Raw genomic sequence first — 19723 nt, 5'->3', positions numbered from 1 at the left:
GACGTCATGGCGATCCTGTTCACGAACGGCACCCTCTTCGACGGCCATCGCCACCTCGGCGCCGGGGAGGTCCTGGTCGACGGCGACCGGGTCGTCGCCGTCGGATCGCTCGCCGGGACCGACCGCCGCGACGTCGAGGTCGTCGACCTCGGCGGCGGCCTGCTCGCGCCGGGCTTCACCGACGCCCACGTGCACGCGGTGCAGGGCGGCCTCGAGCGGACCCGCTGCGACCTGACCGACGGCGCCACCCGCGAGGAGTACCTCCGGATCGTCGCGTCGTACGCCGAGGCACGGCCCGACCTGCCGTGGGTGCTCGGCGGCGGCTGGGCGATGTCCGCCTTCCCCGGCGGCACGCCGACCGCGGCCGACCTCGACGCCGTCGTCGCGGACCGTCCGGTCTTCCTGCCCAACCGCGACCACCACGGCGCCTGGGTCAACAGCAGGGCGCTGGAGGTCGCCGGGATCGGCCGCGACACCCCCGACCCCGCCGACGGCCGGATCGAGCGCGACGTCGACGGCCACCCCACCGGCACCCTGCACGAGGGCGCCATGGCGCTGGTGGCTCGGCACGCGCCCGACACGACCGAGGACGAGTACTACGCCGCTCTCCTCGAGGGGCAGCACTACCTCCACTCGGTGGGCGTGACCGGCTGGCAGGACGCGATCGTCGGCGACTACGCCGGCATGGACGACCCCGGGCCGACGTACCTGCGTGCGGCGCAGGCGGGGGACCTGACCGCCCACGTGGTCGGTGCGCTGTGGTGGGACCGCGCCCGCGGCGAGGAGCAGGTCGCCGACCTGGTGGCGCGCCGCACCCGCTACACCCACGGTCGCTTCCGCGCGACCAGCATCAAGGTCATGCAGGACGGCGTCGCCGAGAACTACACCGCCGCCCTCGCCGAGCCCTACCTCGACCGCTGCGGCCACGCCACCGCCAACCGCGGTCACTCCTTCGTGGACCCCGGGGCGCTGCGTCGGTACGTCGCGCTGCTCGACGACGCCGGCTTCCAGGTGCACGTGCACGCGATCGGCGACCGCGGCGCCCGCGAGGCGCTCGACGCCTTCGAGGGCACCGACCCGGCGCGCCGCCACCACGTCGCCCACCTCCAGCTCGTCGACCCCGTCGACCTGCCACGGTTCGCCGCGCTCGGCGTCGCGGCCAACCTGCAGATGCTCTGGGCCTGCTACGACCAGCAGATGATCGAGCTGACGCTGCCGTTCATCGGCGCGGAGCGGGCAGCCTGGCAGTACCCCTTCGGCGACCTCGAGCGGTACGGCGCCCGGCTCGTCGCCGGCAGCGACTGGCCGGTCAGCACGCCGAACCCGCTCGAGGCGATCCACGTCGCCGTCAACCGCACGGCGTACGGCGAGGACGGCCCGGCCGGCCACGAGCCCTTCCTGCCCGGCCAGGCGATCTCGCTGGAGTCGGCGTTCGCGGCGTACACCTCCGGCTCGGCGTGGATCAATCACCGCGACGACGCCGGAGTCCTGCGGGAGGGCGCGGTCGCCGACCTCGTCGTGCTCGACCGCGACCCGTTCGCGGGGTCGCCCGCGGAGATCGGCGCGACCGCGGTCGTGTCGACCTGGGTCGACGGGGAGGCGGTCTACCGCCAGAGGTAGAAGGTCAGCAGGTTGCCGTCGAGGTCGAGCACGTGGAACTCGCGGGTGCCGTAGTCGGTGTCCACGGGGCCGCTGCCACTGACCCCGTGCAGCACGCCGGCGGCGTCCATCTCGACGTAGAGATCGTCGATCGCCCGAGAGCTGTCGACCTCGATCCGGCAGCTGGCGGTGCCGGCGAGGAACGACTCGGCACCGCTGACCACGGGGCGTGCGGCGAGGTCGTCGCGGCCCTGCCAGGACGTGTCCGCCGACTCCCAGAGGTGGATCGTCGACGTGTCACGGCGCAGCACGCTGAAGTGGCCGTCGCTGTGCAGCATGGTGAAGCCCAGCCGCTCGACGTAGAAGGCGGTGGCCGCCGGTACGTCGGCCGCCGGAAGGGCCGGGATCGTCGTACCCAACGGCATGAGTGCCTCGATTCAACGAATTCCGTCTTCGAATGCGATCTGACCCTACAGATTCCGTTGTCGGATCACTAGGGTTTGACGCATGGCCGACCAGACCTTCAAGAACGTGATCAACGGCGAGCTCGTCGACAGCGCGTCGGGGGAGACCTACGACGTCATCGACCCGACCACCGGCGAGGTGTACGCCCAGGCCGCGAGGTCCGGCGACGAGGACATCGACCGGGCCTACGCCGCCGCCGACGCGGCGTTCGAGGGATGGGGCTACGCCACGCCGCAGGACCGCTCGAACGCGCTGCTCAAGATCGCCCAGGCGATCGAGGAGCGGGTCGAGGAGATCAACGCCGTCGAGTGCAAGGACACCGGCAAGCCGGTCCAGCTCACGATGGACGAGGAGATGCCCTACGCCTCGGACCACTTCAAGTTCTTCGCCGGCGCCGCCCGGCTGCTCGAGGGCAAGGCGGCCGGGGAGTACATGGCGGACCACACCTCGTGGGTACGCCGCGAGCCGATCGGCGTGGTCGGCCAGGTGACGCCGTGGAACTACCCGCTGCTGATGATGATCTGGAAGATCGCCCCGGCGCTGGCCGCCGGCAACACCGTCGTCCTCAAGCCCAGCGACACGACGCCCGCCAGCTCGACGCTGCTCGCCGAGATCTGCCAGGAGTTCCTGCCGCCGGGCGTGCTCAACGTCGTCTGCGGCGACCGCGACACCGGCCGCGCGCTCGTCGCCCACAAGACCCCGCAGATGGTGGCGATCACCGGCTCGGTCCGCGCGGGCATGCAGGTCGCCGAGGCGGCCTCGCACGACCTCAAGCGCGTGCACCTCGAGCTCGGCGGCAAGGCGCCGGTCGTGGTCTTCGACGACGCCGACATCGCGAGCGCCGCCGAGGGCATCGCCGGCGCCGGCCTCTTCAACGCCGGCCAGGACTGCACCGCCGCGACCCGGGTGCTGGTGCAGGCCGGCATCCACGACGAGTTCGTCGCCGCGCTGGCCGAGGCCGCGCAGGGGATGCCGACCGGCCTGCCGGACGACGAGGCGACGTACTACGGCCCGCTCAACAACGCCAACCAGCTCGCCCACGTCTCCGGCATGGTCGACCGGCTGCCCGACCACGCGAGCATCGCGACCGGCGGCGCCCGCAAGTTCGACCGCGGCTACTTCTACGAGCCGACCGTCCTCTCCGGCCTGCAGCAGACCGACGAGCAGATCCAGACCGAGATCTTCGGCCCGGTGATGACCGTGCAGAAGTTCGACGACGAGGCGCAGGCCCTCGCCTGGGCCAACGACGTGCAGTACGGCCTGTCCTCCAGCGTGTGGACCAAGGACCACGCCCGCGCGATGCGGATGTCGCGCAAGCTCGACTTCGGCGCGGTGTGGATCAACACCCACATCCCGTTCGTCTCCGAGATGCCGCACGGTGGCTTCAAGCACTCCGGCTACGGCAAGGACCTCTCCGGCTACGGCTTCGAGGACTACACCCGCATCAAGCACGTCATGTCGTTCATCGGAGAGTGAGCCCGTCATGAGAATTCTGCTGGTCGGCGCCGGTGGCGTCGGGTCCGCGTTCGCGGCCATCGCTGCTCGCCGCGACTTCTTCGAGACGATCGTGGTCGCCGACTACTCGCTCGAGCGGGCGGAGAAGGCGGCTGCCCAGGACGAGCGGTACGTCGCCGCGCAGATCGACGCGTCGTCGGCCGAGGCGGTGAGTGCCTTGGTCCGGGACCACGGCATCACGCACGTGATGAACGCCGTCGACCCGGTCTTCAACATGCCGATCTTCAACGGGGCCTTCGAGGCCGGCGCCGACTACCTCGACATGGCGATGTCGCTGTCGAAGCCGCACCCGACCTCGCCGTACGAGAAGACCGGCGTGAAGCTCGGCGACGAGCAGTTCGCGGTGGCCGACGACTGGGCGACGGCCGGCCGGCTCGCCCTCGTCGGCATCGGCGTGGAGCCGGGTCTCTCGGACGTCTTCGCCCGGTACGCCGCCGACCACCTCTTCAGCGAGATCGACGAGCTCGGCACCCGCGACGGCGCCAACCTGGTCGTCACCGACGACGACGGCAACGAGATCTTCGCGCCGTCGTTCTCGATGTGGACCACGATCGAGGAGTGCCTCAACCCGCCGGTGATCTGGCAGGACGGCGAGTGGCACACGACCGCGCCCTTCAGCGAGCCGGAGGTCTTCGACTTCCCGGAGGGCATCGGCCCGGTCGAGTGCGTCAACGTCGAGCACGAGGAGGTGCTCCTCATGCCGCGGTGGGTCGACTGCAAGCGGGCGACCTTCAAGTACGGCCTCGGCGAGGAGTTCATCAACATCCTCCGGGTGCTCAACACCCTCGGCCTCGACCGGACCGAGAAGGTGCGCGTGAAGGGCGTCGAGGTGTCGCCTCGCGACGTCGTCGCGGCGGTGCTCCCGGACCCGGCGACCGTCGGGCCGCGGATGACGGGGAAGACCTGCGCGGGCCTGTGGGTGACCGGCAAGGACAAGGACGGGGCCGCCCGCTCGACGTACCTCTACCACGTGGTGGACAACGAGTGGACGATGCGGGAGTACGGCCACCAGTGCGTGGTCTGGCAGACCGCCATCAACCCGGTCGTCGCGCTCGAGCTGCTCGCGCGCGGCACCTGGAGCGGTGACGGCGTCCTCGGCCCCGAGGCCTTCGACGCCGTGCCGTTCCTCGACCTGCTCACCGAGTACGGCAGCCCGTGGGGCATCAAGGAGCTCTGACCGAGCGGGGCTCCGCCTGTAACGCCCGGTTACCTCCTCCTCCCACGGTGCTGCAGCACCGTGAGAACAAGTCGTAACCAGGCGTTACAGGCGATGGGCGCCGCGGAGTCGGCCGAACGGATATAGTACGCATGTGCGTACTACTTCGACGGCGCTCTTGCGCCGGTCGGTCACGGCGCTGGCGTCGCGGGCGCGCGCCGAGCGCGGCGGTGACCTGAGCCTCGGTCACGTCGCGGTGCTCGGCCGCGTCCTCGTCGACGGCCCGCTGACGCCGGGTGAGATCGGCGCCCAGCTCGCGATGACGCCCCAGTCCCTGACCCGGCCGTTGGCGAGCCTCGAGAGCCACGGACTCGTCCGCCGGACCCCGGACCCGGCCGACGGGCGCGGCTCGCTGATCGACGCCACCGACGCCGGGCGCCGCGCCATGCGCGACGAGATGGCGCCGCGCGACCGCTGGCTGACCGAGGCGGTGAACGCCGTCTGCACCGTCGAGGAGCAGGAGCTCCTGGCCCGGGCGGCGGAGGTGATGCTGCGCGTCGCGGCGTACGGCGACCGCGTCGTCCCGGTCGAGCCGTGACCCCGGCAGTCGGCGCGGCGGTCCGGAGTGCGGCCGCCACCATGGCTGTCGTCCTCGGCGCGCTGGTGACCACGCTGCTCCTGGGGCAGGTGACCGACGTACCGGCGCAGGCCAGCGTGCTCGCGGTCGTGCTCTCCCTGATGCTCGGCCGCACGGCCGAGCGGGGCCTGCACGTCGGTCTGGAGACCGCCGCCGAGGTGGTGGTCGTGTCCGTCGCGGCGTCCGGGGTCGCCTGGCTGCTGCTCCACGCGCGGAGCCTGGGGGAGGCCCTCCTCGTCGTGGGGCTGAGCATCGGCATCCTCGCGCGCCGCTGGTCCGGCGTCGTCCGACGGGCCGGTCGCGTCGTGGCGCTCCCCTTCCTGGCGCTGCTCGTGACACCGGTGCCCGTGGTGGCCGGTGGTGGCTCCACCGGTGACCTCTTCGTCTGGTCGACGGTCGCGGCGCTGGTCGCCATCGCCTGGGCCGCCCTGACCGCCCGGTTCCGGAGCGTCGATGTTGCTGCCGAACGGCCGCCGCGAGCCGGCCGGCGCCGGATCGACACCCCGACCCGGATGGCGGTCCAGATGTTCGTCGGGCTCGCCGTCGCCCTCGTCGTCGGCCGCCTGCTCTTCGACGACCGGTGGGCGTGGTGCGTGCTGTCGGCCTACGTCGTCGCCTCCGGCAACCGCGGCCGCGGCGACGTCGCGCACAAGGCCGGGCTGCGGGTGGTCGGTGCCGTCTCCGGCACCGTGCTCGCCACCGTCGGCGTCCTGCACGTCCCGCCGGGGGAGCGGTCGACGCTGGTCGTCCTCTTCGTGGTGATGGCGGTGGCGCTGGTGCTGCGGCACTGGAGCTACGCCTTCTGGGCGGCGGGCATGACCGCGATGCTGTCCCTGCTGCACGCCTACTACGGCAGCTTCGGCCAGAGCGGTGCCGAGCAGCTCCGCGAGCGCATGGTCGGCGTCCTCCTCGGCTCGGCGATCGGCCTGGCGGCGGCGTGGTGGGTGCTGCCGGTCCGCACCCGCGACGTCTTCCGGGCCCGGGTGGCCGACTGTCTCCGCGCGATCAACGACCAGGACGGGTCCTTCCCGGACGCGCTCGCCGCCCTCGACCAGCTCGCCCCCACGCTGCGCGCCGGTGCGCGCAGCCATCCGCGGGCCCGCGCCCAGCTGGCCGCGGTCCGTGCTCTGCACGAGCTGGACCAGCCTCCCGGCGGCGCCGTACGCCGCGACGTCGGCCGGATCCGACGGTCGATGGTCGGCCGCGACGACCCGGCCGCAGAGGACCTGGCGCCCGGTCTCCGTCCGGTCCTGGTCGCGCTCCGCCCCTGATCCAGCTCAGAAGACCCGCGGCACCGAGATCGTCGGCCAGCGCACCTGCGCCACCGCCGCGCGGGCGGCCTGGAGCCAGGTCTGGTCGGGCGGCCGGACCGTGAGTGTCGCCGCGGCGCCGGCTCCGCGGAGCGTGATCCGGCGGATCTTGTCATCGGGGCGACCCCGGGGTACGGCGAGGCTGCCGGTCGCGTGCTGCTCCCGCGCGGGGACCACGACCTCCGTCGTGCCGAGCGTGCTGTGCACGTCGACCCGCAGGGGCCGGTCGCGAGGGCGGTCCAGGTCGACGTCGACCTGGACCGCGGTCGGCATCAGCGGCGACGCGGCCACCTCCACGTCGCGCAGGCTGACCACCGGCGCCGGATCGTCGTCGACGACGCGCACGACGGTGTGCCCGTGGACCGTGACGTCCTCCGGTGCCTCGTCGACCCGGTCCTGCGGAACCCGCCACGACTGGTGCGCCACCTGGTCGCCGGCCGGTATCCGCACCGTCCCCGCGACCGTGCGCACCGCGGTCACCCGCGTGGTCGGCCGGTCCAGCCGCACCGTCAGCCGGACCCGGCCGCCCTCGATGACCCGGCGACGGTCGGGCACCACGCTCACGACCGGGACCGGAGGGGTCGGGTCGCCGTCGGCGTCGAGGCCCGCGAAGCAGTAGCCCCGCTCTCGCAGCGTCGCGATCTCACCGGGCAGCGCCTTCAGCGTGGCGGGGGAGTTGGTGACGCCGTCGTGCTGCAGCACGACGTTGGTCGCGTGCGGACGCACCGCCGAGACGACGCCGGTCCGGATCTGGGCGGGCGTCAGCCCCGTCCAGTCCCGCGAGTCGATGGTCCAGAGCACCGGCTCGAGCCCGACCCGGGCGATCACCCGGCGCACCCCGTCGTCGATCGCGCCGTACGGCGGCCGCACCAGGTCGGTCGGCTCGACGCCGGCGTCCTCGAACGCCTGGGCCGTCTCCTGGATCGCGCGGCGGAGCTGGGCCGGGGTCTGGGTGGTCATGTCGGTGTGTGCCCAGGTGTGGTTGCCGATCGTGAAGCCACGGCGGTCGACCATCCGCACCAGCTCGGGGTGCGCCGCCACGTGCTCGCCGATCATGAAGAACGTCGCGGGCACCTTCTCGCGGCGCAGCAGCGCGGTCAGCCGGGGAGTCACCGAGGCCGACGGACCGTCGTCGAAGGTGAGCGCGACCAGGCCGCGGGAGCAGGGCTCGACCTTCCGGTCCCGCGGCGCACCCGCAGCGGAGGGGAGGGCGACCACGCCGAGCAGCAGCGTCGCGGCCGCGACGAAGCACCGGCGCACACCCATCACCCCATCCTGCCGACCTGTCCGTGCGTGCGACGCAGCAGGGGCGCTCCGGGTTGCCGAGCCCGGCCAGCGATCGTCAGGCCAACCGACGGAGCTCCACGTGGTCGCCGCCCTCGGCGAACGCGCGCACGACCTCGAGCAGGTCGTCCTCGTCCGCGGACGCGACGAGGTAGAAGCCGACGACCTGCTCGGCGGACTCGGCGAACGGCCCGTCCGTCACGACGGCCGACCCGCGTCCGGTGTTGCGCAGCGAGATCGCGGCGCTCGACGGCTCGAGGGGACTCGCGAGCACCAGGGTGTGACCCCGCGCGGCGAGCGCCTCGTGGAAGCGTCGGTGGTTCTCCATCCCCAGCTCGTGCTCGGACTCGGGCAGCTCGGCCCACTCCGCCTCGGGGGCGGGCAGCAGGAGCAGGTAGCGGCGATCGTCGGACACGGGTCCTCCTCGGTCGGGTGGTCTCACCCAGGGTGACGGGCGAGCTCGGCCGGATTCGACACTACGGTCACGGGCGAAGAGTCGCTGGACGGTTCGAGCCGCCATGGCACGCACCTGGCTGCGTTGGCATCGCTGGAGTGACGCCCGGTAGCCCGGCGCGACGCCGCCGTGCCAGGCACGCACCCTGACGACACCAACCATCCAGATACTCTCCGCCCGCGACACTAGGTCTGGTCGAGCACCCGGAAGGGCAGGCCCGGCAGTGGGTGGGCGACGGCGTACGACGCGGGGTCGACCTTCTGGCCCGAGCGCAGCAGCGGGTCGGCCGCGACGACGATCCGGTCGTGGGTGTTGACCAGCGCGACCGCACCGGCGTCCTGCAGGGGCGCGCGCATCAGCTGCTCGAAGGTCTCCAGCCGCGTGTCGGCGCCCGCGACGCCGATCATCCGGCCGTCGAGGAGGACCGGCACGGTCGCGGTGAGGACGTACTCGTCGGTGCACACGTAGTCGACGTACGGCCCGGTGACGTGGCGCAGCCCGGTGGCGAGCGGGGTCCGGAACCACTCGTGCCGCGTGTAGTCGAAGACGTGGTGGCCGATCGGTACGCCGCGCTCGGGCAGCGGCTGCTGCTCCTCGCCCTGCCACCACGCGAGGTGCAGCTCGCGGTCGGTGAGCACGCCGGGCGTGACGACGAAGCCCGCGCCGACGACCGGATGGCCCGCCAGGGTGGTCCGGGCGAGCGGTTCGACGACCTCGCTCAGCGCGGCGGCCGAGACCGTGCGGCCCTGGGTGAAGGTCTGCAGCACCTGCTCACCGATGCCTTCGAGCGAGCCGAAGAGGGCGCCGAAGTACGCCGTGACGGCGATCGCGCAGCGCGCGACCGAGCCGGACAGGGAGTCGGAGACGGTGCTGGGCAAGCTGGTCATGAGGCGCTCCTCGGCATCGCGTCGCGGGCGTGGACGTCGGCCTGGATCCGGGCGATCCGGTCCAGGGTCTCCTGCAGGTGGGTCCGGGCGACCCGGCGGGCGCCCTCGGGATCGCCGGCCTCGACGGCGCCGATCAGGCGCCGCAGCCCGACGAGCGTGCGGGCCCGGACCTCCGGGTCGCTCAGGGGGATGCGCACGATCATGCCGAAGTCGGCCTCCAGGCGCACCACGTCCCGGGTCACCCGTGCCGACTGCGTGAGCGCCGCGACCGACAGCCACAGCTCGGCATCGGCGTGCCGCCAGGTCCCGACCGGGTCGTCCTCCTCGGCCAGCAGCCCGCGCAGCACCGCGGCCTCGCCGGCGTCGGCGCGCTCGGCGGCCAGCTCGGCGCAGCCGGCGAGCACGAGGGCGTACTGCGTGCCGCGGTCCTGGAGCTCCGCGCGGGTCATCGACCCCAGGCGGTCGGCGAGGGCGTCCTCGTCGGCCGAGGCGCCGGCGGCGACGAAGGTGCCGCCTCCCCGTCCGCGGGTGGTGGTGACCAGCCCCTGCGCCCGCAGGCCGGTGAGCGCCTCGCGCACGGTGACGACCGCGACCCGCAGCATCCCCGCGAGCTCAGGCTCGCTGGGCAGCCGCTCGCCCTCGACCAGCACACCGGAGCGGATCGCCTCGGCGAGCCGCTGCTCGACCTGTCCGGCGCGGCCGACGTCGCTCAGCGGAGCGAAGATCGCGCTGTGAGCGCGGCTGCCGTGCCGGCGTACCTCGCTCATCGCGTCCCCTCGCAACAGAGTTGTTACCGAACCAGGTCTGTTCAATCTAATGTCTGGTTCCATATCTTAAGAGCCGTCCACCCCTGAGCGACAGCACTGATGACCAGCACAGTGCCAGCAATGACACGGCAATGACGAGGAGCTCGATGACGGCGACCGCGATCTCCCTGCGCGGAGTGAGCAAGCACTTCGGCCCGGTCCGGGCGGTCGACGAGCTCGACCTCGAGATCGCCGACGGTGAGTTCTTCTCGATGCTCGGCCCGTCCGGCTCCGGCAAGACCACCGTGCTGCGGCTGATCGCGGGGTTCGAGGACCCGACGGCCGGCACCATCCTGCTCGGCGAGGACGACGTGACCCGGCGCCCGGCCTTCGCGCGTGACGTCAACACCGTCTTCCAGGACTACGCGATCTTCCCGCACATGACGGTGCTGCAGAACGTGGAGTACGGCCTGCGGGTCAAGAAGGTCGCCAAGGCCGAGCGTCGCCAGCGCGCGACCGAGGCGCTCGAGACCGTCCGCCTGGGCGGGTACGGCGAGCGTCGGCCGCACCAGCTCTCGGGCGGCCAGCGGCAGCGCGTGGCGCTGGCCCGGGCGCTGGTCAACCGGCCCAAGGTGCTGCTGCTCGACGAGCCGCTCGGCGCCCTCGACCTCAAGCTGCGCCGCGAGATGCAGATCGAGCTCAAGGAGATCCAGCGCGAGGTCGGCATCACCTTCGTCTTCGTCACCCACGACCAGGAGGAGGCGCTCACGATGAGCGACCGCATCGCGGTCTTCAACGAGGGGCGCATCGAGCAGCTCGCGACGCCGGTCGAGCTCTACGACCAGCCGGCGAGCGCCTTCGTGGCCGGCTTCGTCGGCACCTCCAACCTGCTGCACGGCGAGGCCGCCCGGCAGGTGGTCGGCGAGGACGGCACGTTCGTGATCCGCCCGGAGAAGGTGGGCCTCGGCCCGGAGAGCCAGGACGTCCCGGCCGACGCCGCAGGGCTGTGCGTCGCGCCGGGCGTGGTGCGCGAGGTGGTCTACCTCGGCGCCAGCACCAGCACCGTCGTCGAGCTCGACGCCGGTCCCACGATGACGGTGTCGCACCCCAACACCGACACCACGATCGACGCCGCCCTCGAGCGGCGCGAGCAGCGCGTCGTCCTCACCTGGCGACGTGACCACCTGGTCCGACTGGCGGAGCCGGTCGCGACGGAGAAGGAGACGGCATGAGGAAGACCCGCAGCAAGACCCTGGCGGCGGTGGCATGCGCAGGCGTGCTCGCCCTGGCCTCGGCGTGCGGCACCAGCTCGGGTGGCAGCGACGGCGGCACCAAGGCCGACGCGGACCAGGGCGGCTTCACCGCCCCCGACGTCCCCATGCAGGAGTCGATCGGCGACCCGGAGGGCCAGGTCAACATCCTGGCCTGGCCCGGCTACGCCGAGGACGGCAGCACCGACAAGTCGATCGACTGGGTCACGCCCTTCGAGAAGGAGTCGGGCTGCCAGGCCAACGTGAAGTACTTCGACACCTCCGACCAGGCCGTGCAGCTGATGAAGACCGGCGAGTACGACGTGGTGTCGGCGTCCGGCGACGCGACGCTGCGCCTGATCGCGGGCGGCGACGTCGCTCCGGTCAACACCGACCTGCTGACGAACTACGCCGACATCGCGCCGTTCCTCAAGGACCAGAAGTTCAACTCCGTCGACGGGCAGATGTACGGCGTCCCGCACGGCTGGGGCGCGAACCTCCTCATGTACAACAAGGACGTCGTCAAGCCGGCGCCGACCAGCTGGGGTGCGGTCTTCGACGACGCGTCGACGTACGCCGGCAAGGTCACGGCGTACGACTCGCCGATCTACATCGCGGACGCCGCGCTCTACCTGATGGCGACCCAGCCCGACCTGGGCATCGAGGACCCCTACGCCCTCGACCAGGACCAGCTCGCCGCCGCGGTGGACCTGCTCAAGGCACAGAAGGGGAACGTCTCGGAGTACTGGTCGAACTACCTCAAGGAGGTCGCGGCGTTCAAGAGCGGCGACTCCGTGATCGGGACGACCTGGCAGGTCATCGCCTCCACCATCGGCGACTCGGTCGCGGCGGTCCTCCCGGAGGAGGGCTCCACCGGTTGGTCCGACACCTGGATGATCAGCTCCGAGGCCAAGAACCCCAACTGCGGCTACCTCTGGATGGACTACATCACCAGCCCGGAGGCGCAGGCGCAGGTCGCGGAGTACTTCGGTGAGGCGCCGGCCAACACCAAGGCCTGCGACCTGACGACCGACACGTCGTTCTGCGACACGTACCACGCCGAGGACTCCGACTTCGCCTCGCAGATCCACTACTGGACCACGCCGATCTCCCAGTGCCTGGACGGCCGCACCGACACCGAGTGCACCGACTACGGCGACTGGACGACCGCCTGGACCGAGATCAAGGGTTAGGACTCCGACACCTTGTCGATGCTCGACCGTCGCCCGGGCCTCCGGGTGGGACTGCTGCTCACGCCACCGATGCTGTGGCTGGGCGTGGCCTACCTGGGGGCCCTGGCGGCCCTCCTCGTCACCTCCCTGTGGACCCAGGACGACTTCACCGGGAACATCGAGCGGATCTGGACGCTCGACAACTTCCGGCAGCTGTTCACGGTCGACGTCTACCGGACGATCACGCTGCGCACGATCGGGATCGCCGCGCTCGTCACCGTCGTCGACGCGGTGCTGGCCTTCCCGATCGCGCTCTACATGGCGAAGGTCGCCTCACCCCGGACGCAGCGGCTCCTCGTCATCGCGGTGCTGACGCCGCTGTGGGCGTCGTACCTCGTCAAGGCCTACGCGTGGCGCGGCATGCTCTCCGCGGACGGGCCGATCGCGTGGATCGCGAACCCCTTCGGGCTGGACACACCGGGCTACGGTCTCCCGGCCGTGATCATCACGCTGTCCTACCTGTGGCTGCCCTACATGATCCTGCCGGTGTACGCCGGGCTCGAGCGGGTGCCGGACTCGCTCCTCGAGGCGTCGTCCGACCTGGGCGGCGGGTCGTGGACCACCATCCGCCGGGTGGTGCTCCCGATGGCCTTCCCGGCGCTCGTCGCCGGCTCGATCTTCACGTTCTCGCTGTCCCTCGGCGACTACATCACCGTCCAGATCGTCGGTGGCACCAGCCAGCTGCTCGGCAACGTCGTCTACGACAACCAGGGTGCGGCCAACAACCTGCCCTTCGCGGCGGCGGTCGCCACGGTCCCGATCGTGGTGATGGTCGTCTACCTCGCCCTGGCCCGCCGGGTCGGCGCACTGGAGGACCTCTGATGGCCCAGACCAAGACCCTGTCCCGGGGGCTCCGCGGCACGCTGGGTGCCTTCACGGCCGTGGTGCTCGTCTTCATCTACGTCCCGCTGCTGCTGGTGCTGCTCAACTCCTTCAACACCGACAACACCTTCGGCTGGCCGCCGCCCGGACTGACGCTGCACTGGTGGAAGGTCGCGTGGGAGAGCCAGGGTGCTCGCGACGCGCTGTGGACCAGCGTCAAGGTCGCGTGCGCCGCCACGGTCGTCGCGCTGCTCCTCGGGACGCTGGCGGCGATGGCGCTGCGGCGCACCCGCTTCTTCGGCCGCAACGTCGTGTCGCTGCTGATCATCCTGCCGATCGCGCTGCCCGGCATCGTCACGGGCCTGGCCTTCCAGAACGAGTTCAGCACGATCCTCGGGATCGGCCTGAGCCTGTGGACCGTGATCATCGCGCACGCGACCTTCTGCATCGTCACGGTCTTCAACAACGTGCAGGCCCGCTTCCAGCGGCTCGGCACCAGCTTCGAGCAGGCCTCGATGGACCTCGGCGCCGGCCGCTGGACGACGTACCGACTGGTGACCTTCCCGATGCTGCGCTCGGCGCTGCTGGCCGGGGCGCTGCTGTCCTTCGGGCTGTCGTTCGACGAGATCGTGGTGACCACGTTCACCGCCAGCCCGCACGACCAGACGCTGCCGCTGTGGATCCTCAACAACCTCTTCCGACCCAACCAGGCGCCGGTCGTCAACGTGGTCGCGGCGGTGCTGGTCGTGCTCTCCGCCGTACCGATCTACCTCGCGCAGCGACTCTCCGGCTCGCAGGCGGAGGCGATCAACATCCCGTAGCGCGGAGTGGAGGGTGCCGGCGGCCCCGCGTCGGGGGAACGATGGATGAGGCCGCCGGCATCCACCTCATGTCGCGACCCGGCCGCGGCGTTACACCGTGCGGGTGATCGTCGTCAGCGGAAGTCCACGGCGCCGCAGCCGGCGCACCCGAACTCCTCGGTCGAGACGCCTTCCTCGTGCCAGACGGCCTGGAGGCGCCAGTCATGGTCGTGGGGCGCGACCGCCGCGAGCATCATGGCTCCGCTGTCTCCGATCCGGACCTCCGGCAAACGCTGCGAGGGCCGGAAACTCGCGCGACGGATGTCGGTCCGCCGTCGTAGCGTCGAGGCGATGTCCACGACCGAGCTCGCCGCCACCCGTCACGTCGGGTCCACCCCTCCGAGCGGTCGGCCCGACGTCGACCACAGCGTCGACTGGCGCCGGCTGCGCGGCCCGGTGGCCACCGTGGCGCTGGTCGCCTGCGCCATCGCCGCGGTCGGCACCTCGCTCGGCACGATGGTGGCCGGCAAGCTGGCCGAGGACGCCAGCACCGGCCTCGTCCGGGTCCTCGCCCTGTGCGTCGTCGGCGCGGCCGTCCTCGACACGCTCGCCCGCACCCTGTGGGCCGGGATGGTCGACCGGGCCGAGGGGCGGCTGCGCGCCGACCTGCTCGACGCCGCGCTCCACCAGCCCCTCGCGGCGCTGACCGAGCAGGCGGTGGGGGAGGTGCTCGACCGGGTCGACGACGACACCCACGAGGTCGGCACGCTGCTGCGGCAGAGCGCGTGGATGGCGATCCGCACCGTCCTCGCGTCCGGTCCGCTGTGGATCGTGGCCGGCCTGACGTGGTGGCCGGCGTTCGTGCTCTTCCCGCTCACCGGTCTCGCGGCCATCCTCGTCGTACGACCGCTGCTGCCGCAGATCTCCGAGCGCAAGGTGCTCGAGGAGGCCGCGTGGACCGACCACGCCGCCGCCCTCGAGGAGGGCGTCGCCGGCCGCGACGACCTGCGGGCGAGCCTCGGGCAGGCCCACGTGCTGCGCCGCTGCGCCGAGCTCGCTGCCCGCTGCCACACGCTCTTCGACTCCGTGCTCTCGGTCGAGGCCCGGGTGACCCGGCGCACCGGCACCCTGCTGCACGCCGTCCTGGCCGGCGTCGCGCTGCTCGGCGTGGCGCTCGTGGTCGGCGGCCACCTCGGCACGGCCTCGCTGGTGACGCTCTTCCTGGTGACCACGATGTTCGTGGGCCAGGTCGACCAGCTCGCCCGCCACCTGCCCGACCTCCAGGAGGGCTTCGGCGCGGTGCTGCGGCTGCGGTCGCTGCTCGGTGCGCCGCGCGAGCAGCGGGGTGGCGCCGCGCTGCCCGACGGCAGCCTCGACCTGCAGTTCCGCGACCTCCACTTCGCCTACGCCGAGGGCCGCTTCGCCCTCCAGCACGTCGACCTCCACGTGCCCGCGGGCACCACCTGCGCGCTCGTCGGGCGCACCGGCTCCGGCAAGTCGACGCTGGCCTCGCTGCTCTCCCGTGCGGTCGAGCCGGAGCGCGGCTCGGTCGTGCTCGGCGGCGTCGACGTCCTCGACCTCGACCTCGACGCGCTCCGCTCCGCCGTCGGCGTCGTCACCCAGCGCACCGAGATCCTGGCCGGCACCCTGGCGGAGAACATCACCCTCTTCGAGGACCGGCCCCGCGACCAGGTCGAGGCAGCGGTGACCGAGCTCGGCCTCGCGGACTGGGTCGCCGGTCTCGGCGACGGTCTCGACACGCTCCTCGGACCCGGCGGCACCACCCTGTCCGCGGGGGAGGAGCAGCTGGTCGCCTTCGCCCGGCTGCTGGTCCGCGACGTCCGCGTCGTCGTCCTCGACGAGGCGACCGCCCGGATGGACCCGGTGACCGAGGCCAACGTCGTCCGCGCGGCCGACCGGCTCCTGTCCGGGCGCACCGGTCTGCTCGTCGCCCACCGGCTCTCGACCACCGAGCGCGCCGCCCAGGTCGCGGTCCTCGACAACGGCCGAGTCGTCCAGCGCGGCCCGCGGGCCCGACTGGCGTCCGAGCCCGGCGCCTTCCGCTCGCTGCTCGACGCCTCCGCCGAGGAGGACCGGGTCACGGCCCAGGAGAGCTCCGCCGCCCGGGTCGGCACCGCCCGCCGGACCGGCACCCCGCCGCCGGCGCCGCAGCTCCGGCCGGTCCCCGGCCTGGTGCGCGCCACGACGTCCGCGCTGCTGATCGAGCCCCGATGGGGCGTGGTGAGCATCTTCGTCTTCCTGGCCTCGGCGCTCACCGGCGCGTTCGGTGCCCTCACGGGCTGGGTGTGGGGCCACCTGGTGGTCGCGCTCCAGCGCGGCGAGACGCCGGTGCTCCTCACGGTCGCCACCGTGGTCACGCTGGTGATCTCGCCGCTGCTGCTCGCCTGGGCGATCCGGCTCTACCCGCGCTGGTGGATCGCGGTGATGCTGCGCGTGCGCACCTCCGTCCTCATCGGGCAGACCGCGCAGCGCCGCCTCCGTCGCACCCCGCCCGGCGAGGTCGTCGCCCGCACCATGGACGCCGACCGGCTCGCCCGCTACTCCGACCGCTGGGTCGACTTCTTCAACGGCCTCGCGATCGCCGTCGTGACCGCGGTGGTCGCCCGGAGCCTGCTCGCCGGCGGCGTGCTCCTCGCTGTCATGCTCGCCAGTGCGCTGGCCTCGTCGCTCGGCCGCACGGTGGCGGGCCGGTCCGCGGCCGCCTCGGCCGCCGCGCGGGCCCGCTTCGGCCGCTCGCTGGTCAGCGCGCTCGACTCGGTGCGCACCGTCAAGCTCGCCGCGTCCACGCCGAGCGTCCACGCCCACCTGCGTACCGTCGACGCCGGACGCGTCGACGCCGCCGTGCGCGAGCACCGGGTCCAGGCGCTCCTCGACGGCGTCCCGATCGTGATGGTCCAGTGCGGCGTCGTCGCCGCCTGGGCCGTGATGGTCGGCGGCGGCTGGGGTCTCGCGACCGCGCTGCTGGTGGCCAACGCGGTCGCCGGCTTCGACTGGTTCGGCCGGGTCGCGGGCTCGGTGATCACCGAGGCGCCCGGCACCCGCGCCTGGATGCAGACCACCAGCCGGCTCGCCGGCGGCGGCGACCTCATGCACCTGCCGGCCGGCGTCGACCTGGTGCAGGGCACTACGCCGGCGCCCACGGCCGGCGACCGGGAGCCGCTGCGCCGCCTCGAGCTGCGCGGCCTGACCGCGGTCCACGACGACGGCACCATCGGGGTCAGCGACGTCGACCTCACCGTCGACGCGCAGGAGCTGGTGCTGCTGCTCGGCCAGGTCGGCTCGGGCAAGTCCAGCCTGCTCTCCGCGCTGGCCGGGCTCGTCTCCAGCACCGGTGACATCCGGTGGAACGACGAGCCCGTCACCGACCCCGAGGTCACCCTCCGGCCCGGCCGCGTCGCCCACGTCGCGCAGGTCCCGCGGGTGCTGTCCGGCACCTTCACGGACAACGTCCGGCTCGACCACCTCGACCGGCAGGTGCTGCCGGCGCTCGAGACCGCCCGGATGCTGCCCGACGTCGAGGAGGCCGGCGGCCCCGACGCGCTCGTCGGCCACCGCGGCGTCCGGCTCTCCGGCGGCCAGGTGCAGCGCCTCGCCCTCGCGCGCGGTCTCGCCTGCGACGCCGAGCTGCTGCTCGCCGACGACGTCTCCTCGGCCCTCGACGCCGCCACCGAGGTCGAGCTCTGGTCGGCGCTGCGGTCCCGGGGCGCCACCGTGGTCGGCGCGACCTCCAAGCGCGCCGCCCTGGTCCAGGCCGACCGGGTCGTCGTGCTGGTCGAGGGCCGGGTCGCGGCGACCGGTCCCTGGGCCGAGCTGGCGTCCGACTGGGGCCACCTGGCGGGCTGAGTCGAGGCACGCCCTCCGGGGAGTTTCATCGGCCGGCCGATGAAACTCATGCTGGGACGATGAAGCTTCGTCGTCCCGGCATGAGTTTCGTCGTCCACGCCGGCCGGGAGGGTGGTGCGGTCGGACGACCCGGGACAGCCTGATCCGTCCGATCCACCCAGGTGGCGGGGAGGTGTGGTGTCTAGGTTGGACGGGTGAGCTCTCTCCTGCTGTCCGGTGGCACGGTCGTCGACCCTGCCGCCGGCACCGAAGCGGTCCAGGACGTCCTCGTGCGGGACGGGAAGGTCGTCGAGGTCGGGGCGATCGACGCGCCCGACGCCACCCGGGTCGACGTCAGCGGGATGGTCGTGGGCCCGGGCTTCATCGACCTGCACAGCCACGTGCACTCGATCGCCGGCCAGCGGCTCCAGGCCTTCGACGGCGTGACGACCGCGCTCGACCTCGAGTCCGGGCTGATGCCGGTGGCCCGCGGGTACGCCGAGGCCGCGCGCGACGGCCGGCCGCTCCACTACGGCTTCTCCGCGTCCTGGGGCTCGGCGCGGGCGCAGGTGCTGCTGGGGATCGAGCCCGACGCGAGCCTCGCCGGCGCCCTCGGCGTGCTCGGCAACCCCGGGTGGCAGCGCTCGTCCAGCGCCCGTGAGCTCGCCGAGAGCGTCGCCCTCATCGAGCAGGAGATCGGCGACGGCGCCCTGGGCGTCGGGATCCTCATGGGCTACGCGCCCCGGCTGGACCCGGAGGAGTACCTCGCGGTCGCCCGGCTCGCCGCCAGTGCGGCCGTGCCGACGTACACGCACGTCCGCGAGCTGGTCGAGGCCGACCCGACGACGCCGATCGACGGGTCGGAGGAGCTGGTGCGCGCGGCCGCCGAGACCGGTGCCGCCATGCACCACTGCCACGTCAACAGCACCTCCCGCCGCCACGTCGACCGCGTCCTGCGCACCCTCGAGCGCTCGCGCGCCGAGGGCTCGCGGGTGACCGTCGAGGCCTACCCGTACGGCGCGGGCAGCACCGCGGTCGGTGCCGCGTTCGTCGCTCCGGCGCGGCTCGGCGCCTGGGGGATCGGCCCGTCGAGCATCGTCATGGTCGAGACGGGGGAGCGGATCGCCGACGAGAAGCGGCTGCTCCAGCTGCGGGCGGAGACGCCGGGCGCGCCCTGCATCATCGAGTTCCTCGACGAGAACGACCCGGCCGACGCCGCGCTGCTGCGGATGTCGCTGGAGTTCCCGGACTCGATCGTGGCCAGTGACGCGATGCCGGTCTTCTGGCCCGACGGCTCGCACGACTCCCGCGACTGGCCGCTGCCCGCGGGTGGCACCACGCACCCACGCACGGCCGGCACCTTCATGCGCGCCGTGCGGACCATGCGGTGGAGCTGGCCCGAGGCCTTCCGGCGCTGCTCCTACCTGCCCGCCCAGGTGCTGCGCGACGCCACGCCCGCCGTGCACGGCAAGGGCCACCTCGCCGTCGGCGCCGACGCCGACCTCGTCGTCATCGACCCGGCCGCCGTCACCGACCGCGCGACCTACACCGACGCGGTGCGGCCGTCGTCCGGCGTACGCCACCTGCTGGTCGACGGCACCTTCGTCATCCGCGACGGGGTGCTCGACACCGAGGCGTTCCCGGGCCGACCGATCCGCGCGACGCCCGCCTGACCTCGCGGCCTGACCTCGGGGGCAGTCCCTGCCCCTGGGGGGTGGCAACG

General features: G+C 72.7%; 17 protein-coding genes. 11 read left to right on the top strand and 6 right to left on the bottom strand.

The window, feature by feature from the left end:
• Positions 1–6 precede the first annotated feature (6 nt).
• The gene (locus K8U61_RS02430) at positions 7–1620 is read left to right on the top strand and encodes an amidohydrolase (protein WP_224121371.1); all 1614 of its coding nucleotides are present in this window, start codon (positions 7–9) and stop codon (positions 1618–1620) included.
• On the opposite strand, the gene K8U61_RS02425 is transcribed toward K8U61_RS02430, so the two are convergent.
• Positions 1605–2024 carry a VOC family protein gene (locus K8U61_RS02425; protein WP_224121370.1) on the bottom strand — a complete coding sequence of 140 codons (420 nt, stop codon included), beginning with the start codon at positions 2022–2024 and terminating at the stop codon, positions 1605–1607. The genes K8U61_RS02430 and K8U61_RS02425 overlap by 16 nt on opposite strands.
• Before the next feature lie 82 nt (positions 2025–2106).
• On the opposite strand from K8U61_RS02425, the gene K8U61_RS02420 reads away from it, so the two are divergent.
• The 4 genes from K8U61_RS02420 (at position 2107) to K8U61_RS25320 (ending at position 6643) form a co-directional block, all read left to right on the top strand.
• The gene (locus K8U61_RS02420; RefSeq protein ID WP_224121369.1) at positions 2107–3540 is read left to right on the top strand and encodes a gamma-aminobutyraldehyde dehydrogenase; all 1434 of its coding nucleotides are present in this window, start codon (positions 2107–2109) and stop codon (positions 3538–3540) included.
• 7 nt (positions 3541–3547) lie between these two features.
• Entirely contained in the window at positions 3548–4756 is a 1209-nt protein-coding gene (locus tag K8U61_RS02415) for a saccharopine dehydrogenase family protein (RefSeq protein ID WP_224121368.1), read from the top strand.
• 133 nt (positions 4757–4889) lie between these two features.
• A complete protein-coding gene (locus K8U61_RS02410) occupies positions 4890–5333 on the top strand; it encodes a MarR family winged helix-turn-helix transcriptional regulator (protein ID WP_224121367.1) in 444 nt (147 codons plus the stop codon).
• Positions 5330–6643, top strand: coding sequence for an FUSC family protein (locus K8U61_RS25320; RefSeq protein WP_224121366.1), 1314 nt, complete (start codon positions 5330–5332; stop codon positions 6641–6643). The genes K8U61_RS02410 and K8U61_RS25320 overlap by 4 nt, the downstream gene beginning before the upstream one ends.
• Positions 6644–6649: 6 nt before the next feature.
• Here K8U61_RS25320 and K8U61_RS02400 read toward each other — a convergent pair whose 3' ends face one another.
• The 4 genes from K8U61_RS02400 to K8U61_RS02385 all read right to left on the bottom strand — a co-directional run bounded on the left by K8U61_RS02400 (position 6650) and on the right by K8U61_RS02385 (position 10074).
• The gene (locus K8U61_RS02400; RefSeq protein ID WP_224121365.1) at positions 6650–7948 is read right to left on the bottom strand and encodes a polysaccharide deacetylase family protein; all 1299 of its coding nucleotides are present in this window, start codon (positions 7946–7948) and stop codon (positions 6650–6652) included.
• Positions 7949–8024: 76 nt separating this feature from the next.
• Complete coding sequence (locus K8U61_RS02395) at positions 8025–8381, bottom strand: YciI family protein (protein WP_224121364.1); 357 nt, start codon at positions 8379–8381, stop codon at positions 8025–8027.
• A gap of 224 nt (positions 8382–8605) precedes the next feature.
• Positions 8606–9307, bottom strand: a complete 702-nt coding sequence (locus tag K8U61_RS02390) for a cache domain-containing protein (protein ID WP_224121363.1) — start codon at positions 9305–9307, stop codon at positions 8606–8608.
• A complete protein-coding gene (locus tag K8U61_RS02385; RefSeq protein ID WP_224121362.1) occupies positions 9304–10074 on the bottom strand; it encodes a FadR/GntR family transcriptional regulator in 771 nt (256 codons plus the stop codon). Before K8U61_RS02385 ends, K8U61_RS02390 begins: the two co-directional genes overlap by 4 nt.
• 146 nt (positions 10075–10220) lie before the next feature.
• Between K8U61_RS02385 and K8U61_RS02380 the strand changes: the two genes are divergently transcribed.
• From K8U61_RS02380 to K8U61_RS02365, 4 genes are read left to right on the top strand one after another with little or no spacing between them, the layout of a single operon-like run.
• A complete protein-coding gene (locus K8U61_RS02380; protein ID WP_224121361.1) occupies positions 10221–11285 on the top strand; it encodes an ABC transporter ATP-binding protein in 1065 nt (354 codons plus the stop codon).
• Positions 11282–12496: an ABC transporter substrate-binding protein gene (locus K8U61_RS02375; protein ID WP_224121360.1), complete on the top strand. Its 1215-nt coding sequence runs from the start codon at positions 11282–11284 to the stop codon at positions 12494–12496. The genes K8U61_RS02380 and K8U61_RS02375 overlap by 4 nt, the downstream gene beginning before the upstream one ends.
• Positions 12497–12514: 18 nt before the next feature.
• Entirely contained in the window at positions 12515–13357 is an 843-nt protein-coding gene (locus K8U61_RS02370; protein WP_224121359.1) for an ABC transporter permease, read from the top strand.
• Positions 13357–14178, top strand: coding sequence for an ABC transporter permease (locus K8U61_RS02365; protein WP_224121358.1), 822 nt, complete (start codon positions 13357–13359; stop codon positions 14176–14178). The genes K8U61_RS02370 and K8U61_RS02365 overlap by 1 nt, the downstream gene beginning before the upstream one ends.
• A gap of 113 nt (positions 14179–14291) precedes the next feature.
• Here the strand turns inward: K8U61_RS02365 and K8U61_RS24770 are convergent, their stop codons facing one another.
• On the bottom strand, positions 14292–14414 hold the full coding sequence (locus K8U61_RS24770; RefSeq protein ID WP_263426479.1) for a hypothetical protein: 123 nt from the start codon (positions 14412–14414) through the stop codon (positions 14292–14294).
• A 94-nt stretch (positions 14415–14508) separates the two neighbouring features.
• Here K8U61_RS24770 and K8U61_RS02360 point away from each other — a divergent pair, with 94 nt between their 5' ends.
• Both K8U61_RS02360 and K8U61_RS02355 read left to right on the top strand, forming a co-directional pair.
• A complete protein-coding gene (locus K8U61_RS02360) occupies positions 14509–18021 on the top strand; it encodes an ATP-binding cassette domain-containing protein (RefSeq protein WP_224121357.1) in 3513 nt (1170 codons plus the stop codon).
• 194 nt (positions 18022–18215) lie between these two features.
• Complete coding sequence (locus K8U61_RS02355; RefSeq protein ID WP_224121356.1) at positions 18216–19673, top strand: amidohydrolase family protein; 1458 nt, start codon at positions 18216–18218, stop codon at positions 19671–19673.
• Positions 19674–19723 lie beyond the last annotated feature (50 nt).

Source organism: Nocardioides mangrovi (genome assembly GCF_020073815.1).
In the GTDB taxonomy this organism is placed as follows: domain Bacteria; phylum Actinomycetota; class Actinomycetes; order Propionibacteriales; family Nocardioidaceae; genus Nocardioides; species Nocardioides mangrovi.
The sequence above is the reverse complement of the archived record's forward strand: the minus strand, read 5'-3'. Positions and strand labels throughout refer to the sequence as shown.

Bases quoted from the DNA above. Each gene is read 5' to 3' on its own strand.
- K8U61_RS02375 (WP_224121360.1), top strand. From the start codon at position 11,282: ATGAGGAAGACCCGCAGCAAGACCCTGGCGGCGGTGGCATGCGCAGGC.
- K8U61_RS02385 (WP_224121362.1), bottom strand. From the start codon at position 10,074: ATGAGCGAGGTACGCCGGCACGGCAGCCGCGCTCACAGCGCGATCTTC.
- K8U61_RS02360 (WP_224121357.1), top strand. From the start codon at position 14,509: ATGTCCACGACCGAGCTCGCCGCCACCCGTCACGTCGGGTCCACCCCT.
- K8U61_RS02390 (WP_224121363.1), bottom strand. From the start codon at position 9,307: ATGACCAGCTTGCCCAGCACCGTCTCCGACTCCCTGTCCGGCTCGGTC.
- K8U61_RS02420 (WP_224121369.1), top strand. From the start codon at position 2,107: ATGGCCGACCAGACCTTCAAGAACGTGATCAACGGCGAGCTCGTCGAC.
- K8U61_RS02400 (WP_224121365.1), bottom strand. From the start codon at position 7,948: ATGGGTGTGCGCCGGTGCTTCGTCGCGGCCGCGACGCTGCTGCTCGGC.
- K8U61_RS02425 (WP_224121370.1), bottom strand. From the start codon at position 2,024: ATGCCGTTGGGTACGACGATCCCGGCCCTTCCGGCGGCCGACGTACCG.
- K8U61_RS02430 (WP_224121371.1), top strand. From the start codon at position 7: ATGGCGATCCTGTTCACGAACGGCACCCTCTTCGACGGCCATCGCCAC.
- K8U61_RS24770 (WP_263426479.1), bottom strand. From the start codon at position 14,414: ATGATGCTCGCGGCGGTCGCGCCCCACGACCATGACTGGCGCCTCCAG.
- K8U61_RS02415 (WP_224121368.1), top strand. From the start codon at position 3,548: ATGAGAATTCTGCTGGTCGGCGCCGGTGGCGTCGGGTCCGCGTTCGCG.
- K8U61_RS02370 (WP_224121359.1), top strand. From the start codon at position 12,515: ATGCTCGACCGTCGCCCGGGCCTCCGGGTGGGACTGCTGCTCACGCCA.
- K8U61_RS02365 (WP_224121358.1), top strand. From the start codon at position 13,357: ATGGCCCAGACCAAGACCCTGTCCCGGGGGCTCCGCGGCACGCTGGGT.
- K8U61_RS02380 (WP_224121361.1), top strand. From the start codon at position 10,221: ATGACGGCGACCGCGATCTCCCTGCGCGGAGTGAGCAAGCACTTCGGC.